The organism is Lactobacillus agrestimuris (assembly GCF_943193025.1).
Taxonomy (GTDB): domain Bacteria; phylum Bacillota; class Bacilli; order Lactobacillales; family Lactobacillaceae; genus Lactobacillus; species Lactobacillus agrestimuris.
The window spans coordinates 33,063-49,888 of record NZ_CALPCQ010000011.1 but is presented as its reverse complement, the minus strand read 5'-3'; the positions used below and the strand labels follow the sequence as shown (position 1 = coordinate 49,888).

General features: G+C 35.1%; 17 protein-coding genes and 1 tRNA gene. 3 read left to right on the top strand and 15 right to left on the bottom strand.

Annotated features, from left to right (window positions below):
- Positions 1-28: 28 nt before the first annotated feature.
- The 5 genes from NFR82_RS04845 to murB all read right to left on the bottom strand — a co-directional run bounded on the left by NFR82_RS04845 (position 29) and on the right by murB (position 4,772).
- Positions 29-1,102 (bottom strand): ABC transporter substrate-binding protein, encoded by a 1,074-nt coding sequence (locus NFR82_RS04845; protein ID WP_251717162.1) that lies wholly within the window; start codon positions 1,100-1,102, stop codon positions 29-31.
- Entirely contained in the window at positions 1,099-1,911 is an 813-nt protein-coding gene (locus tag NFR82_RS04840; protein ID WP_251717161.1) for an ABC transporter permease, read from the bottom strand. Before NFR82_RS04840 ends, NFR82_RS04845 begins: the two co-directional genes overlap by 4 nt.
- A complete protein-coding gene (locus NFR82_RS04835; protein WP_251717160.1) occupies positions 1,908-2,726 on the bottom strand; it encodes an ABC transporter permease in 819 nt (272 codons plus the stop codon). The genes NFR82_RS04840 and NFR82_RS04835 overlap by 4 nt, the downstream gene beginning before the upstream one ends.
- Positions 2,719-3,816, bottom strand: a complete 1,098-nt coding sequence (locus NFR82_RS04830; protein ID WP_251717159.1) for an ABC transporter ATP-binding protein — start codon at positions 3,814-3,816, stop codon at positions 2,719-2,721. The genes NFR82_RS04835 and NFR82_RS04830 overlap by 8 nt, the downstream gene beginning before the upstream one ends.
- Before the next feature lie 62 nt (positions 3,817-3,878).
- The gene (gene murB, locus NFR82_RS04825; RefSeq protein WP_251717158.1) at positions 3,879-4,772 is read right to left on the bottom strand and encodes a UDP-N-acetylmuramate dehydrogenase; all 894 of its coding nucleotides are present in this window, start codon (positions 4,770-4,772) and stop codon (positions 3,879-3,881) included.
- A gap of 97 nt (positions 4,773-4,869) precedes the next feature.
- Here murB and NFR82_RS04820 point away from each other — a divergent pair, with 97 nt between their 5' ends.
- Positions 4,870-5,403 (top strand): 3'-5' exonuclease, encoded by a 534-nt coding sequence (locus NFR82_RS04820; protein WP_251717157.1) that lies wholly within the window; start codon positions 4,870-4,872, stop codon positions 5,401-5,403.
- A gap of 35 nt (positions 5,404-5,438) precedes the next feature.
- Here NFR82_RS04820 and tsaE read toward each other — a convergent pair whose 3' ends face one another.
- Genes tsaE through NFR82_RS04805 form a run of 3 tightly spaced genes read right to left on the bottom strand, consistent with a single transcriptional unit; the run spans position 5,439 to position 7,619 of the window.
- Complete coding sequence (gene tsaE / locus NFR82_RS04815; protein WP_251717173.1) at positions 5,439-5,918, bottom strand: tRNA (adenosine(37)-N6)-threonylcarbamoyltransferase complex ATPase subunit type 1 TsaE; 480 nt, start codon at positions 5,916-5,918, stop codon at positions 5,439-5,441.
- On the bottom strand, positions 5,915-6,904 hold the full coding sequence (gene pta / locus NFR82_RS04810; protein ID WP_251717156.1) for a phosphate acetyltransferase: 990 nt from the start codon (positions 6,902-6,904) through the stop codon (positions 5,915-5,917). Before pta ends, tsaE begins: the two co-directional genes overlap by 4 nt.
- 16 nt (positions 6,905-6,920) lie before the next feature.
- A complete protein-coding gene (locus NFR82_RS04805; protein ID WP_251717155.1) occupies positions 6,921-7,619 on the bottom strand; it encodes a uracil-DNA glycosylase in 699 nt (232 codons plus the stop codon).
- A gap of 146 nt (positions 7,620-7,765) precedes the next feature.
- Between NFR82_RS04805 and NFR82_RS04800 the strand changes: the two genes are divergently transcribed.
- The gene (locus NFR82_RS04800; protein ID WP_251717154.1) at positions 7,766-8,278 is read left to right on the top strand and encodes an LURP-one-related/scramblase family protein; all 513 of its coding nucleotides are present in this window, start codon (positions 7,766-7,768) and stop codon (positions 8,276-8,278) included.
- A gap of 1 nt (position 8,279) precedes the next feature.
- Here the strand turns inward: NFR82_RS04800 and NFR82_RS04795 are convergent, their stop codons facing one another.
- The 5 genes from NFR82_RS04795 to NFR82_RS04775 all read right to left on the bottom strand — a co-directional run bounded on the left by NFR82_RS04795 (position 8,280) and on the right by NFR82_RS04775 (position 13,348).
- Positions 8,280-8,846: a GNAT family N-acetyltransferase gene (locus NFR82_RS04795; RefSeq protein ID WP_251717153.1), complete on the bottom strand. Its 567-nt coding sequence runs from the start codon at positions 8,844-8,846 to the stop codon at positions 8,280-8,282.
- 304 nt (positions 8,847-9,150) lie between these two features.
- Positions 9,151-9,906 (bottom strand): triose-phosphate isomerase, encoded by a 756-nt coding sequence (gene tpiA / locus NFR82_RS04790; RefSeq protein ID WP_251717152.1) that lies wholly within the window; start codon positions 9,904-9,906, stop codon positions 9,151-9,153.
- A 23-nt stretch (positions 9,907-9,929) separates the two neighbouring features.
- Complete coding sequence (locus NFR82_RS04785; protein WP_251717151.1) at positions 9,930-11,141, bottom strand: phosphoglycerate kinase; 1,212 nt, start codon at positions 11,139-11,141, stop codon at positions 9,930-9,932.
- Between the two features lie 104 nt (positions 11,142-11,245).
- Positions 11,246-12,262 (bottom strand): type I glyceraldehyde-3-phosphate dehydrogenase, encoded by a 1,017-nt coding sequence (gene gap, locus NFR82_RS04780; protein WP_251717150.1) that lies wholly within the window; start codon positions 12,260-12,262, stop codon positions 11,246-11,248.
- 54 nt (positions 12,263-12,316) lie between these two features.
- Complete coding sequence (locus NFR82_RS04775; protein WP_251717149.1) at positions 12,317-13,348, bottom strand: sugar-binding transcriptional regulator; 1,032 nt, start codon at positions 13,346-13,348, stop codon at positions 12,317-12,319.
- A gap of 251 nt (positions 13,349-13,599) precedes the next feature.
- Between NFR82_RS04775 and NFR82_RS04770 the strand changes: the two genes are divergently transcribed.
- Positions 13,600-13,671: transfer RNA gene (locus tag NFR82_RS04770), tRNA-Arg, on the top strand.
- A gap of 38 nt (positions 13,672-13,709) precedes the next feature.
- On the opposite strand, the gene NFR82_RS04765 is transcribed toward NFR82_RS04770, so the two are convergent.
- Positions 13,710-15,197 carry a hypothetical protein gene (locus NFR82_RS04765; protein ID WP_251717148.1) on the bottom strand — a complete coding sequence of 496 codons (1,488 nt, stop codon included), beginning with the start codon at positions 15,195-15,197 and terminating at the stop codon, positions 13,710-13,712.
- 60 nt (positions 15,198-15,257) lie between these two features.
- A complete protein-coding gene (locus NFR82_RS04760) occupies positions 15,258-16,748 on the bottom strand; it encodes an LBA0864 family S-layer associated protein (RefSeq protein ID WP_251717147.1) in 1,491 nt (496 codons plus the stop codon).
- Positions 16,749-16,826 lie beyond the last annotated feature (78 nt).

Genomic DNA, 16,826 nt, shown 5'->3' with positions numbered 1-16,826 from the left:
TCCTTTCACTAATTATCTTAATTATAGATTAATGAGCATACATTTTAAATTCCAAAAATAAATCATTATATTCTTGAGTAACTTTTGAACCTAAATCCCGATAAACTTGTAAACCTTTAATCGTGCTATCAGGTGGATAAAAGCCTTTATTATTTTGAACTTTCTTCGGTAGTAATTTTTTGGCTGCCCAATTTGGCGTTGCATATCCAACATACTCGGCATTTCGAGCTGCATTTTTTGGTTCAAGCATAAAATTGATAAATTCATATGCGGCTTTTTTATTTTTAGCAGTTTTAGGAATCACAAAATTATCTATCCATAAATTTGAACTAGGATTCGGCACTACATAATAAAGATGAGAATTGTTCTCCATCATTTCATGAGCTTCACCTGACCAAGTTACACCAATTGCTGCTTCATTTTGAGTCATATACATTTTCATTTCATCTGAAATAATCGCCTTAATATTATCTCCCAATCCATCAAGCTTTGTCTGGGCCAAATGAAGGCGTAAAGAATTGGTAGTATTCATTGAATAACCCATCGATGCTAATGACATCCCCATGATATCCCTAGCCGAATCAACTAGAAGAATCTTGTTATGATATTGCTTCTTCCACAGATCATTCCAATTAGTAATTGAGCCTTTTTTAACAAATTTATCGTTATAGACAATACCTAAGGTTCCCCAGAAATATGGAATAGAATATTTATTATCTGGATCAAATGATTGATGCAAAAAATTAGAATCAATATATTTAAAATTACTAATCTTTTTAGTATCAATCGGCTCTACAAGATTAGCCTTTTTCATCTTTGATACCATGTATTCAGACGGAATAGTCAAATCATAAGCGGTCCCGCCTTGCTTAATTTTGGTATACATTGCTTCATTTGAATCAAAGGTTTCATAAACTACATGATATCCGGTTTTATTTTCAAATTCTTTGATCAATTTAGGATCTAAGTAATCGCCCCAATTATAAATAATTAAATTTTGCCTTTTGGTTTGAGTTGTTGGCTTATTTAACTTAACTGCTCCATAGCCCAATAAAATGCAGGCTAACAAAATTGAAATGGTTGACCAAATAATTTTTTTCATTTAATCAAACCTCCAATCATTCGCTTGCCCTTTTTAACTCTTCTCTTAGTTAAGAAATAATAAATGATTACTAAAACCAAAACAAAGAGAAACATCACGGTACTTAGCGCATTAATCTCGAGATCAATTCCTTGTCTTGCTCTAGAATAAATTTCAACTGAAAGAGTGGAAAAACCATTTCCAGTAACAAAAAATGTTACTGCAAAATCGTCAAGTGAATAAGTTAACGCCATAAACATGCCGGCTGCAATTCCAGGAAGCATGGTTGGAATCATTACATTACTGAAAACCTGATAGCCACTAGCACCTAGGTCTCTTGCTGCATCAATTAATGAAAAATCCATTTCATTTAATCTTGGTAAAACCATCAACACTACTATCGGAATTGAAAAAGCAATATGACTTAATAAAACTGAGCCGAAATTAAGTCCAAAACCTAATGCAGTAAAAAAGATTAAGAAACTAGCTCCAATGATTACATCAGGTGAAACCATCAAGACATTGTTCAAAGCTAATAAAGTATTTTTTTGCGCTTTCTTTTTCACCATTGTAATTGCAAGAGCACCAAATGTTCCAACTATTGTTGCAATTAAACTAGATAGTAATGCGAGTAAAATCGTCTCCAAAAAAATTGCTAATAATCGATTATCTTGAAACAAATCTTGATAATGACTTAAAGTAAATTGACCGAATTTATTCATATTTTTTCCACTAGAAAATGAAAAGTAGATCAAATAGAAAATGGGAATATATAAAATTACTAAGATAAAAGAAAGGTAGACCCTTGCAAAAATTGAATTTTTTCTCATAGATTTACCTTCTTTCTCTTTTGTCTTCTACCTGTCACAAGCATTACGATAATCATCAAAACAATTAAAACAACACCGATAGTCGCACCCATGTTCCAATTCATGGTTGTCATGAAATATTCTTCTATCGCTGTGCCTAGAGTAATAACTCGATTACCACCAATTAAACGAGTTAGCATAAACAGTGATAATGAAGGAATAAAAATAGCTTGGATTCCACTTTCAACCCCAGGCCATGAAAGTGGCCAAAGTACATATCTAAACGTCTGCCACTTACTGGCCCCTAAATCTTCTGAAGCTTGAATAACTGCAGGATTTATCTCTTTAATTGCATTATAAATTGGCAATATCATGAAAGGTATTTCAATATATGTCGCCACAAACATAAAGGCAAAATCAGTAAATAAAATATTAACTGGGCCAATTCCAAATAACTGCAAAAATTTATTTACTAAGCCATTATTTCCTAAAATACCAATAAACGCATATGCCTTAAGCAGCAAATTAATCCACGTTGGCAAAATAATTAGTAATAACCAGATCTGTTGATTTTTAACCTTTGTCAAAAAATAAGCGGCTGGATAAGAAACTAGTAAAGTGACCAGAGTTATTAAGAAAGCATACCAAAATGAATTCAGCATCATTCTTAAAAAGGTCCCATTTCTAAAAAACGTTACAAAATTATTCAAAGTAAAGTGATTATTACTATCAGTTAAGGAATACCAAAGAATCAATAAGATTGGTAAAATCACAAATAAAATGATCCAAGTAAGATATGGAATCATGAAAAAGGCGCGAGCTTTTTTATTATTCATTTTCGTCGTCTCCTTCATAACTTTCTAGTCTTGCATCAAAGTCTTCTTGACTTTCATGGAGTCTCATTACATGAATATCTTCAGGATCAAAATATAATCCAATTCGTTCATTCAATTTACAACCATTAATTGACTGGATGAGCCACTCATTTTCATCAGCATCAATTGCCTTAATTTCAAAGTGATCACCCAAAAATAGTTGCGTTTGAGCTGTTACTACAAGCTTCCCTTTTTCAGGACTAGTAATATCCAAATCTTCAGGTCTCAAAACCACTTCAACTTTTTCATTCGGCCTCATTCCGGCATCTGCACATTGAAACTTCTTATTAGCAAATTCAACTTCATAATCCTTAATCATTCGACCCGGCAAAATATTCGAGTCACCGATAAAGCGTGCCACAAAATCATTGATCGGTTCATCATAAATATCCACTGGACTTCCGTTTTGTTGAATTTTACCATCGTTCAAAACAAAAATTTCATCACTCATCGATAGCGCTTCTTCTTGATCATGAGTAACAAAAATAAAAGTGATCCCTAACTTCTTTTGGATAGCTCTTAATTCAAACTGCATCTCTTTTCGAAGACGTTTATCAAGTGCTGAAAGAGATTCATCAAGAAGCAGAACTTTTGGCTCATTAACAATCGCTCTTGCAATTGCCACACGTTGTTGCTGACCGCCACTAAGTTCAGAAATTTCCCGATTAGCATAGCCATCAAGTCTTACCATATGAAGAGCATCCCTAACAGCCGCTTTAATTTTGTCCATTGGTACTTTTTTGATTTTTAAACCAAAGGCCACATTTTCAAAAACATTTAAATGTGGAAAAAGAGCATAATTTTGAAAAACAGTATTTATTTGTCTCTTAGCTGGATCTAAATTAGTGATATCTTTTCCATCAAAATATATTTTTCCATCGGTAGGATTGGTAAACCCTGCAATAATTCTTAGAATCGTTGATTTACCTGACCCACTTGGTCCCAATAATGAATAAAATTTTCCTGATTCAATCTCTAAATTAATATCCTTAAGTGCTACAAAACCATCGTCATATCGTTTGTTTACATGCTTTAACTCTATAATCTTCATCGTTATTCCCAAAAAAATAAAAATGGCTACAAGCCTCATAGCCTGTAGCCTGCTTCTAATTTCTATTCTTTACCAATTATTCTAACTTCTGTTTGTAAATCAATATCAAACTTTTCTTTAATTACTTTTTGAATGTAATGAATAAGATCTAAATAATCTGTTGCGGTTGCTCCACCTTTATTCACGATAAATCCTGCATGTTTAGTAGAGTCTTGCGCACCACCAATCTGTTTACCTTGAAGGCCAGCTTCAATTATCATTGGTCCTACAAAATGACCTTTAGGGCGCTTAAATACACTCCCGCAGGATGGATATTCAAGGGGTTGCTTATAACGGCGTAAGGCATTTAAATAATTCATTTGATCAAGAATTTTTGCTTTATCATCAGGTGTTAAAGCAAAAGTTGCTTCAATTACAATATCATCATTTTCTTGAACCCTTGAATGACGATATGAGAATTCCATTTCTTCATTGGTATAAGTCTTAATTTCATCGCTACTTGTAAGTACTGTAACAGTCTTAATAGCATCTTTTGTTTCACCGCCATATGCACCAGCATTCATAAAGACTGCACCACCAACACTCCCTGGAATACCCGCAGCGAATTCAAGCCCTGACAATCCCGCATTAGCTGCTGTAAATGCCGTATCAATTATTCTTGCACCAGCTTGAGCAGTTACTTCATCACCATTAACTGTGATTGATTTCATTTTAGTTAAAATAATAACCAATCCATCGATTCCACCATCACGAATTATCAAATTTGAAGCATTTCCAATAACCGTAATTGGCATCTTGGCATCATTTGCGCTTTTTATTAGCTGCTTTAATTCTTCTACGCTTTTAGGAAAAGCTAAAAATTCGGCCCGTCCACCAGTTTTAGTAAAAGTATATTTACTTAAAGCGATGTTTTCTTGTACATCAATTCCGTCTTTTTTTAAGTCAAGCAAGTTCAATGAGTATGCACCCTCTCTTAATATCTTTATTTATTTTACCTCATTAATGCCTAAGGTTCATCCTATGTTATACTTAATTTGTTTTAAAGGAGAAAAAATGAATTTTATCGCAATGGATTTTGAAACTGCAAATCGGTTTCCAGAAAGTGCTTGTTCCCTCGCTTTAGTGATGGTTAGGGATAATAAGATTGTTGATCGTTTTTATACTGTGATCAATCCACAAATGCCCTTCGATGCAAGAAATATTCAGGTTCACCAAATTACTGCAGAAGATGTAAAAAATGCCCCAACGATGGCTGAAGTTTGGCCTAAAATTTCACAATTATATCAACCAGGTATGCTTGTTGCTGCACATAATGCAAGATTTGATACAAATGTAATGAAACAATCTCTTGCACGATATAGTATTGATGAACCACATTATTTAGTAATCGATACACTTGCTACTAGTCGCGCTTTAGAGTCAGATCTACCTAATCATAAATTAGATACAGTTTCTGATGCTTTAAATATTAATCTTTGGCACCATCATAATGCTTTAAGTGATAGTGAAGCTTGTGCTGAAATTTTAATTAAGCAAAATCAAGAGTTCGGTGATGATGCACTTAAAAATTTTATTTATCAAATATAAAAGAGAGTTTGCAATTTAGAGCAAACTCTCTTTTACTATTTATTAAACTCTTCAATTATTTCTTTGACCCAAGTATCATTTCGCTTACCTTGTGGCTCGAAATTCACAACTCTTTTAGTTGAATCCCAACTATCATCTACTCGTTCAATTTTTAATTGCAGATGACTGTCTGGTAAATCATTCATAATTAATTGAGGCCATTCAATGACTACTAATCCCGGTTCCTCAAGATAAGCATTTAAATCGATTGATGATAAATCATCATGCTCTAATCGGTAAAAGTCCATATGAAACAATGGCATCTTTGCATCTCGATATTCTCTAACAATCGTAAATGTTGGACTTTTTATTGGACGTCTAATTCCTAGAGCGCGTCCAATTCCCTGAGTCATTGTAGTTTTTCCGGCTCCTAAATCACCAGTTAATAACAAAACGTCGTGCGGCCTAGCAGTTTGAGCAATTGCTCTACCTAACTTTTGCATTGATTCTGCTGAATTAATTTCTAATTTCATTATTTATCCTCTGCTAAAACTTGTGCAGCAGTCAAAATTCCCATCATATAAATATCTTCACTGCTTGCACCACGTGATAAATCATTAATAGGAGCAGCTAATCCTGCTAAAACAGGACCTACTGCATTAAAGTTACCAAGACGTTGAGCAATCTTGTAGCCAATATTTCCTGATTGTAATTCTGGGAAAATAAAAACATTAGCACGACCAGCAACTTTTGAACCAGGTGCCTTACTTTCACCTACTGAAGGGACAAATGCAGCATCAAATTGTAATTCACCATCAGCTGGAATATTTGGATATAATTTCTTAAATTTTTCTGTTGCATCTGCAACCTTAGTAACCATTTCACCTTGAGCCGATCCCTTAGTTGAAAAGCTTAAAAATGCCACCCTTGGATCAACTTCAGCCATTTCAGCAATCTTTACGGCCTCATAGCCGATTTCAACTAACCCATCACTATCTGGATCGATATTCATTGCACAGTCGGCAAAAATATATCTTTCATCACCACGTTCCATAATCATAACACCAGATACTCGCTTCATTCCCTTTTTGGTTTTAACAATTTGAAGGGCTGGGCGAACCGTATCTGCGGTTGAATGTGCTGCACCTGAAACCATACCATCGGCAAATCCCATCTTTACAAGCATAGTTCCAAAGTAGGTAGTAGCTTTAAGCATCTTTTGTGCATCTGCAATTGTATTCTTTCCTCGACGAACTTCGACAAACTCTTTACACATTTTGTCAAAATCTTCGTAATCTTCTGGATCGATGATCTTAATAGTATCAATATTAAAGCCGTTATCTTTGGCCTTTTGACGAACTTCTGTTGGATTTCCTAAAAGGATAATATCTATTAATTTTTCTTCTTCAAGCTTAGAAACAGCTTCTAATACCCTTAAATCATCACCTTCAGGGAAAACTAATTTAGGCTTTTTTTCAGCATTTTTTACTTGTCTCTTGAATACATCAAATACACTACTCATATTTATTTACCTCGCTTTAAATCAAATCTGCTTTAGTCACATGTTCGGGCAATTGCCAATCAATTGGATTTTCACCAAATTTGATTAACGCCGCATTACATCTAGAGAATGGTCTTGAGCCAAAAAAGCCTCGATCTGCAGAAAACGGACTTGGATGAGGTGATTTTATGATCACGTTCTTACTCTCATCAATTAAGGGAATTTTATTTTGGGCGAATCTTCCCCATAATATGAAAACAACTTTTCCTCGTTCACTTAAGGCCTTAATAGCAGCATCAGTCACATTTTCCCAGCCCTTGCCTTGGTGTCCATTTGCATGACCATATGGAACTGTTAACACTGCATTAAGAAGTAATACGCCTTGATCGGCCCATTTCTTCAGATATCCATGCTCTACTGGCATAGCACCAACATCATCATATAACTCTTTATAAATATTTTTAAGTGATGGCGGTAAATTAATACCAGGCATAACTGAAAAGCTCATCCCAGTTGCTTGCCCAGGATTATGATATGGGTCTTGTCCTAAGATTACTACCTTAGTATCTGCAAAAGAAGTTAACTTGAAGGCAGTAAAAATATGATACATATCAGGGAAAATCTGTTTAGTTGCATATTCTTCCTTCAAAAAATTATGTAATTGCTGATAACTATCACTAGCAAAAACCGGATCAAGAATTTCATCCCAATCATTACCGATTAACTTCTTTTTCACTTGGACAACCTCTTTTCTAATCCTATCTATGGTATCATGAAATTAAGTAAATATGTGAGTGTTAGCTTCATTAAATTACCTAATAACTCGAATTAAAAACTTTAAGCAGTGATATTTTATTAAAACAATAATAATGGGGTGAGAATATGGAATTCTTACTAGAGTTACATCAAAAAAAATCATATGGACAAATTCCAATTACTGGACCAAATGGTAAAATACAATATTTTATTCGTGGTAATTTAGACAATCCTAACCACACATTATACTTAGTAGATCTTAATAATGATGAAATGGGTAGATTATTTACGGATTATTCAAAATTTATTGCATCATTTACAGTTGATATCATAAACGAGCCAATTGCCAAAGTTAAAAAAATCAATAATCCATTAGCTAATTTATTCTTTGTAACCCACTTAAATTATTTAATCACAGGAAGTATAAAAAAAGGCACTTACACATTTAGAGCCGGAGCTAAGAACGTTGCAAGTGTCAAAACAATTATGGGAGATAATGGTGTTGTCTTAGTATGTAATATTTCAAAATTCGAAGATATTCCATATATCTTACTAATTACTGTCTTATTAACTCAATGGCATGTAACACCACTTAAGTTACCGATTTTTCCACCAATTAATCCAAAATTATCTACTTAAACTAAATTTCTTTTATCATGTGATCATAAACACGATCACCAATTGTCATTGACTTAGTGGTTTTAAAACCCTTGTACGCATATAATTTTTGCGCACGAGGGTTTTCTTTATCTACATTTAGGCTGATAATCGAATAACCGCGCTCTTTTGCAATCTTTGGAGCAATATCAAGTAATTTCTGACCGATTCCTTCACCCCAATGTTTAGGACTGACCGCAAGCGCATCAATGTACCATTCATTAGGCCAAGCTTCTTGATCATCAAAAATGACTGTAGTCAAAGGGAGGCCAACTTTTGCGTATTCTTTTCTTAAAGCAAAATCAATAATTTTTTGATCCTCATATGAATACATTGTTAGCATTCCATTAGGAATATTTTCTTCATTAGTATGTACCCAAATTCTACGATATGAATAGCGATAATAATCCGAAATAAATCCTTGTTTCATTAAAGCATAAAATTGATCTTCTGGTAACTTCTTGATACTTGCCATATCCATCTCTTCAAAGATTTGCTTTAATATTGGATAAATGAATGGAAAATCGTCTCTTTTTGCTTTTCTAATCATTTTTGCCTCCATATTTACTATTTATTTTCTTAACTTATATTATACGAAATTGCAAATTAAAAGACAGCTATGGATATCCCATAACTGCCTTTAAGAAAGTGATATAGATATAGATGTATCTGCCGTAATTATTTTTGAGTAATAAGGAACTGGCAGAGACTGAATTTTGAAGATCTAATCAGTGTTTGATCAGATCTTCATTTATATAGTACTACTTTAAAATAAAAATGCAAGGGCTATATTTTAATATTTCAATTTAAAATATAAAAAAAAGAACCCCTTTCGGAGTTCTTTTTATTAATTATTAGTCTTGGTAATTTACTAATGCAAGGAATGAATCTGGTACAAGTGAAGCACCACCAACTAAACCACCATCAATGTCTGGCTTAGCCATTAATTCCTTAACATTTGCAGGCTTTACAGAACCACCGTATTGAATACGAACGTTTTCTGCAGTTTCTTCGTTGTACAAGTCCTTGATAGTTTCACGAATAGTCTTGCACATTTCTTCAGCTTGATCTGAACTAGCAGTCTTACCAGTACCGATTGCCCAGATTGGTTCATAAGCAATAACAAGCTTAGAAACTTGTTCAGCAGTTAAACCTTCAACATCTGCCTTAATTTGACCTACAACCCATTCTTCTTGCTTGTTTGCTTCACGAGTTTCAAGACTTTCACCACAGCAAAGAATTGGAGTCATGTTGTTAGCAAAGATAGCCTTTGCCTTCTTGTTAATTTCTTCATCAGTTTCGTGGAAGTATTCACGACGTTCTGAGTGTCCAATAATAACGTAATTCATACCCATTTCGCTCAAAACCTTAGGTGAAGTTTCACCAGTAAAGGCACCTTCATCTTCAAAGTAGCAGTTTTCTGCTCCAATGTGTAAGTTTGAGCCAGCTGCTGCTTTTCTTAAAGCATCAAGGTCAACAGCAGGAGCACAAATAAGTGATTCAACCTTATCTGAATCTGGTAATTTGTCCTTTACAGCATTAACAAATTCAGTAGTTTGTTCTGGGTTCATATGTAACTTCCAGTTACCAGCAATAATTGGTGTACGCATTATACTAATTTCCTTCCTTAATTCTACTTATCTGAGATGCAAGCGATACCTGGTAATTCCTTACCTTCAAGGTAATTAAGTGAAGCACCACCACCAGTAGAAATGTGAGTAATCTTAGGAGCGATACCTAATTGCTTAGCAGCAGCAGTTGAGTCACCACCACCGATAATAGTGATGGCATCCTTCAAGTCAGCCAATGCACGACCAACTTCTAAAGTACCTTCAGCGTAGTTAGGCATTTCGAAAGCACCCATTGGTCCGTTCCAAACAACAGTCTTAGCATCCTTCAAGATATCCTTGAATTTTTCAACAGTCTTAGGACCGATGTCAAGACCCATCATGTTGTCAGGAATATCAATACCTACAACTTCGTGTGAAGCATCGTTTGAGAATTCAGTAGCTGCAACGTGGTCAACAGGAAGAACAATCTTGTCGCCAGCCTTTTCTAAAAGACTCTTGGCAAGTTCAACCTTGTCAGCTTCAAATAATGACTTACCAATCTTGTGACCTTGTGCTGCTAAGAATGTGTAAGCCATACCACCACCGATTAAGATGTGATCTGACTTAGGAATTAAGTTTTCAATAACACCAATCTTGTCTGATACCTTAGCACCACCAAGAATAGTTACGAATGGGTGAACTGGATTTTCAACAGCATCACCTAAGAACTTAATTTCCTTTTCCATCAAGTAACCAGCAGCTGCAGGCTTACCTTCTGCCTTCATAGCAGTAGCAATACCAACATTTGAAGCGTGGCTTCTGTGAGCAGTACCAAATGCGTCGTTTACGAACATATCGCCAAGGCTTGCCCAGTATTCGCCAAGCTTAGGATCGTTACCTGATTCACGCTTACCGAAATCGTTGTCGATATCTTGGAATCTAGTGTTTTCAAGAACAACAACGTCGCCATCTTTCATGTTGTTAATAGTTTCTTCAACTTCCTTACCTTCATTTTCAGGTACGAAAGTTACAGGCTTCTTAAGTAATTCACTTAAACGTTCTGCAACTGGCTTCAAAGTCAATTCCTTCTTGTCAGCATCGCTCTTAATACGACCTAAGTGACTCAAAAGAATTGCCTTACCACCATTATCAATAATGTACTTGATAGTTGGAAGTGCAGCAACGATACGGTTATCATCACCGATAACACCATCTTTAATTGGAACGTTAAAGTCTACACGAACTAAAACTTTTTTGCCTTTAACATCGAGATCTGAAACGATTAATTTAGCCATCGAAATCCCTCCGAATATATTTCTTTAAATTTTTTCTTTAAAAAAAGGCGGAAGGAAGAATCTCCCTCCGCCTTCTCATTTAACACTTAACTTTTAATTTAAAATTAAAGAGTTGCAAAGTGTAATAAAGTACGAACCATTTGGCAAGTGAATGAGTATTCATTGTCGTACCAAGCAACAGTCTTAACTAATTGCTTGTCACCTGCAGTAGTTACCATAGTTTGAGTTGGGTCAAAGATTGAACCAGCAGTTCTACCTAAGATATCACTTGAAACAATGTTGTTGTCATCGTATTCAAATGAAGGACTTTCGTACTTCTTCATAGCTGCGTTAACTTCGTCAGCAGTTACGTCCTTACCTAAGATAGTTACTAATTCAGTTACTGAACCATCTGGAACTGGAACACGTTGTGCGTGACCGTTCAACTTACCGTTCAATTCTGGAATTACAAGACCGATAGCCTTAGCAGCACCAGTTGAGTGAGGAATAATGTTGATTGCAGCAGCACGTGCAGCACGTAAGTTACCACCACGTACAGGACCATCCAAGATCATTTGAGTTGAAGTGTAAGCGTGGATAGTAGTCATAGTACCAACTTCGATACCAAATTCCTTTTGTAAAGCGTTAACCATTGGTGCCAATGAGTTAGTAGTACATGAACCAGCTGAAACAATCTTGTCATCAGCAGTCAAAGTATCTTGGTTTACTGAGTAAACGATAGTCTTCAAGTCGTTACCTGCTGGAGCAGAAATCAATACACGCTTTGCACCTGCATCGATGTGAGCTTGTGACTTAGCCTTGCTAGTGTAGAAACCAGTACATTCAAGAACGAAGTCAACACCGTCGTTCTTAACCCAAGGAATGTTTTGAGCTTGTGGTTCTGCGTAAACACGGTACTTCTTACCGTCAACAACGATTGAGTCTTCAGTAGCTGAAACTTCGTGGTTGAAAGTACCATGAGTTGAGTCGTACTTAAGCAATTGTGCTAAAAGTGCTGGAGTGGTCAAGTCGTTAATTGCAACAACTTCGATATCCTTTGACTTTTCGCCTAAATCCATAATACGACGGAATGCTAAACGACCGATACGGCCAAAGCCGTTAATACCAATTTTAACTGTCATAACCTAAAAGTCCTCCTTAAGAACTATAAACAACAATTTATTTTAAACGGGATTTTAATTCCCCTTTAAAATCATATCTGAGGCACCTTCGTCAGTAATTAACCAGGTTTGACGAGGCGCATTTGGCATATAAGCTTTAATTGCTTCAGCTTTTTTGCTTCCGCAAGCAAAGGCAAATATGTGAGGTATTTTCTTTAGATTTTCGAACTGCAAACCAACCTGGGTGATGCGGTCGACAATCTCTCCTTTGTCATCGAAGAAACACCCGAAACATTCGGTGACAGCATTTTTTTCACGCAGCTCAGATAATTTAATTGAATCATAGCCTCTTCGCTTAGCCATTTCTTGAGCTAAGCCAATACCATGAATCACTGCATCGCTTTGTGAAATATCTTGAAGCACGTCTGCAATAGATGCCTCACGAATGAGGGATTTGTAGGCAGTATCAGAAACCTGCTCAGGTAAATATAAAGTTTTATATGTACCGTTGGTTTTGATTGCCATCTCCTGAACGATTGTATTACTTTGAGTCAATGCATTTTCACCCAAAGCACCACGTCCAGGAACAAATTCAAGTTGACGATTATTTCCAAGCGCACTTGATAAATATTTAGCAGAATTTGCTAACGCCAACCCACCTAACACAGTAACAATTGTTGGACCTAGTGGAAGAAGTAAATCAAGTGCTGAGCTTAACGCCTCTCCCATTTCTTGAAATACTCGATCTTGCAAATCAGCATTTCCAGGAACAATAATTGTTCGATCAATCCCTAATTTCTGTGCTAGCTTAACTTCCGTCTCACCAGCATTAAATAACCGATCGATCAGGGGTGCTGCATCTTGTAAGGTCTTCTCGCCTTTTTCTGTTAAAACCATACCGAAACTTTTTATTTCGATTAAACCCGATTTTTTTAAATAATCAGTCTCAGTTCTAACATTTCGTTCCGATAGACCTAATCGTTGAGCAACGCTTCTTCGCCCAACAGGCGCATTAAGTGAAATTTGCTCAAGAACAAGATATCTTTGTCGAAGTATCTTTAGGACATCAGGAACCAGAGCTTCGAGCAAGGAAAAGTCCGAGTTCATAAGCTCCTCCTTTCCTCGGGACGTAAAACGACCATCAATGTGTCATTTTATGTCCCAGATAGTCTAAAAATATAAGAGACATGTATTCTCAAGAACTTTTTCTGTTCAATCTACATCTCTCATCGACAATGTTAGTATAACAATCTATTTTTTGTAATTCAAGGAAAACTTTTAGCTTTTTAAGATTATTCAAATTGAATTGAAAAAGTTTTCATTCATAAGTAATTTTTGCTATAATTGGAGTGCTTATAGGGCCCTTAGTGTAATGGATCGCACGTAAGATTCCGGTTCTTAAAATCTGGGTTCGACTCCCAGGGGGCCCATATAAAAAGCCATCGCAATCGCGATGGCTTCTTTTTTTCTAATTAATCGGGCTTACCAGTAATTCTGGTCTTTCTGCTAATTCAGCAAATAACTTACCTCTTCGAGCACTTATTCCTTCAAACTCTCTACCAGTATTAAAGTGACTTGTACTCAATACTTTTCCATTTTTGGCAATTTTAAAAATGTAATCATTAAAAGCTAAATAAAAATTCTTATTAATTTTATCGTAAGTTAATCCCTGCATTGGTGAATTATTTCTCATGAATTCGCCTTGACTTGCGCCTACTTGTTTTGGTACCCATTTATTTCCAACTTTATCAACTTGCCAATATTGGAATTTATGCTTTCTTCCATTATGAAAAACTGCATAAAAGCGATGATCATTTACAAAAACCGCATTATGCACATAATAACTATATTTTTTACGTGCATTCCAAATTCTAAAAGTCCAAATTCTTTTAATTGTTAAATCACTCTTACGAATTTGCATGATTTCTTCAGATTTGAAACTATTCTTCAAAGTATGGTCATTAGCAATTACATAAAGATAGTTTTTAGTTGAACTTAAGGACTGACCGTGTCCTAACTTAATTAATGGACTAATTTTTATATTTTTGGATAAAGCAACAAACTTATTCCAGCTTAGCCATGGTAATTTTTGTAATTCATAACGTGGTACTTTCTTTAAATTATAAGAAACAATTCTAGCATTTTGTCGGTAAGGTTTTTGAAACATCGCAATATATGCTCTTTTTCCTGATACAGTTAAGCCTTCTGGTGTTGGTCCAACAGCACCTTGTACTGAATTACCTATACTTAATGTAGCTGGCTGATAAAATACTGTTTTTAAATCTAAATTTCCACTCTTTAATTTATGGCTCTTTGTTTCTGGTGCATAACTTTTACCCCAATTACCTGAAGTTTTATAGTGATGCTTCCAAGTTGATTGCGTTTTACCGGGTTTAAATTTATTTCTAACCTTAACAATTCCTTCTTGCTCATCTGATCTAACTGTAACAATCGCTTTGGCATGAGCTTTACCATAATTGTAGCTAATCACATGACTACCAATATTCGTCGAGGATACAGACTTAGCTGAAACATTAACTTTACTCTTAGAAATTACGCTGCCATGAGAATTTGTCACATAATTGATTGCATCCCTAGTAGGAAATTTATATGCCGGGTTATAAACTAAACTAATATGCCTTGCAACTGAAATTTTACTTCTTCTAAAAGCTTTCTCATTAACCCAGCCTGCACTATGACCATTAATGTAAAGAAACCAATATCTTTGTCCGCGAACCTTTCTCGAAAGCTTTGACTGATAATTTGCTAACCGAAGACTTCTAGTATTAGCCATTGGCCTACTAGGCCCTTTCCTAGTCAATCTTTCATAGATTTGAAACTTATGATTATTTACGATTTTAGTTTGATATTGACCATAACTTTTAGCAGAAATTTTTTGACTGCTATAAGTAAAACCAAAAATTAATAATAAAAAAATAAAACTAATTTTCTTCATAATGAAACCAAAAAAAGTTGCCTCCGATTGAAGGCAACTTTTTATAATTAAATCCTAAAATTAAATTCTACCCTCTGTTAATTCGGCTCTTTGGGCAAATTGAACATAAAGCTTAGAACCATTAGCAGACATACCTTCTAATTCTCTTCTTACATTAAATTTGTAATGCTTTTGAGCCTTACCACTTTCTGAAACTTGGAAAATGTTATCGTTGAATCCAATAAAGAAGCGGCCATTACTGTATGCAAAACCTTGAACTGGTGAATTTGAAATAAATGAACCTTTGGTTGCACCTACTTCATTAGCTTTCCATGCATCACCATCTAAACTTACTTTCCAGTATTCATAGTGGTTGTTTCCACCATTGTGGAATAATGCGTACATGGTTCCATCATTTGTGAAAGTTGCATTGTGGATGTAGCGGTTAGAAGCAATGCTAAATGTCCAAATCTTGTTAATCTTCATATCACTCTTACGGATTTGAAGAATTTCTTCTGACTTAGGACCATTAGTGTACTTATTGTCATTAGCTAATACATAGATATATGAACTACTTGATCCAAGTGATTGACCATGACCTAACTTAATGTATGGACTTACTTTGATATTGCTTGCATAGTGCTTAAAGTTACTCCAACTCATTGTAGTTAAGTTTTGAGCAGCAGTTTTACTACCTAAAGCATTTAAATTGTAAGATACCAAGTGTCCATGTTGATTACTACTGCTTGTAAACATTGAAGTAGTGAAAATACCGCCATTAACTGTAATACCTTCTGGAATTACACCAACTTGACCCATAGCATCTGCTGCTTGTCCATAACCTAAACTGACAAATCTAGGTTGGAATAATCTAGTCTTTAGGGTTAAGCCGTTTGATCTAAAAGTATTACCACTAGTTTCTGAGCTATAATGATGTGCTGCATTCCAATTACGTGATGAACTCTTAGAACTACCGCTCCATGTTGAACTTGTCTTGAAGCCTTTTTGTGGTGTCTTATCAGCGCCTGCTTCTTCGCCATCATAAATAGATATATTTACGCTAGCTTTAGCTTTACCATAACTATAATTTACCGTGCCACCTTTGGTACTAATATGCGCTTTAGAAACATTAACCTTGTCTGGGTTAACTGCAGTACCTTGACTATTAGTCACGTAATTAATTGCATCTCTAGTTGGAAATGCATAATTTGGATTGCTTACTAATGAAACTTCCTTAGCCACAGAAATTTGATTTCTTGCAAAGAATTTTTCACTAACCCAACCAACATGACGTCCATCAACATAGATATCCCAGAAGTTTCCCTTCTTGGTTGAAACATATTTCTTTGATTGGATTTGACCACGCTTAAAGTACTTAGTTGAAGTAAACTTTCCTGATGGACCTCCATTAGATACATTGTGATAAATAGCATAATTACCATTACCAGCAATCTTGGTCACAGCCTTACTAAAACTCTTTGCTTGAGTTGGTGCAGCGTTTAATAATGATACTCCACTAAGCATCACAGCACTTATTGCCAAAACTTTTGCGACTTTCTTATTCACTTTCATAAAAATCCTCCCAATGTTTTTAAAACACTGTTATTTTAGCACATTATTTATTATTTTTTATGAGATTTTAATTAACCT

What these genes read in the sequence shown, in the direction of transcription:
- NFR82_RS04845 (WP_251717162.1), bottom strand. Translation starts at nt 1,102, where the DNA reads ATGAAAAAAATTATTTGGTCAACCATTTCAATTTTGTTAGCCTGCATT.
- NFR82_RS04840 (WP_251717161.1), bottom strand. Translation starts at nt 1,911, where the DNA reads ATGAGAAAAAATTCAATTTTTGCAAGGGTCTACCTTTCTTTTATCTTA.
- NFR82_RS04835 (WP_251717160.1), bottom strand. Translation starts at nt 2,726, where the DNA reads ATGAATAATAAAAAAGCTCGCGCCTTTTTCATGATTCCATATCTTACT.
- NFR82_RS04830 (WP_251717159.1), bottom strand. Translation starts at nt 3,816, where the DNA reads ATGAAGATTATAGAGTTAAAGCATGTAAACAAACGATATGACGATGGT.
- NFR82_RS04820 (WP_251717157.1), top strand. Translation starts at nt 4,870, where the DNA reads ATGAATTTTATCGCAATGGATTTTGAAACTGCAAATCGGTTTCCAGAA.
- pta (WP_251717156.1), bottom strand. Translation starts at nt 6,904, where the DNA reads ATGAGTAGTGTATTTGATGTATTCAAGAGACAAGTAAAAAATGCTGAA.
- NFR82_RS04800 (WP_251717154.1), top strand. Translation starts at nt 7,766, where the DNA reads ATGGAATTCTTACTAGAGTTACATCAAAAAAAATCATATGGACAAATT.
- NFR82_RS04795 (WP_251717153.1), bottom strand. Translation starts at nt 8,846, where the DNA reads ATGATTAGAAAAGCAAAAAGAGACGATTTTCCATTCATTTATCCAATA.
- tpiA (WP_251717152.1), bottom strand. Translation starts at nt 9,906, where the DNA reads ATGCGTACACCAATTATTGCTGGTAACTGGAAGTTACATATGAACCCA.
- NFR82_RS04785 (WP_251717151.1), bottom strand. Translation starts at nt 11,141, where the DNA reads ATGGCTAAATTAATCGTTTCAGATCTCGATGTTAAAGGCAAAAAAGTT.
- gap (WP_251717150.1), bottom strand. Translation starts at nt 12,262, where the DNA reads ATGACAGTTAAAATTGGTATTAACGGCTTTGGCCGTATCGGTCGTTTA.
- NFR82_RS04775 (WP_251717149.1), bottom strand. Translation starts at nt 13,348, where the DNA reads ATGAACTCGGACTTTTCCTTGCTCGAAGCTCTGGTTCCTGATGTCCTA.
- NFR82_RS04765 (WP_251717148.1), bottom strand. Translation starts at nt 15,197, where the DNA reads ATGAAGAAAATTAGTTTTATTTTTTTATTATTAATTTTTGGTTTTACT.
- NFR82_RS04760 (WP_251717147.1), bottom strand. Translation starts at nt 16,748, where the DNA reads ATGAAAGTGAATAAGAAAGTCGCAAAAGTTTTGGCAATAAGTGCTGTG.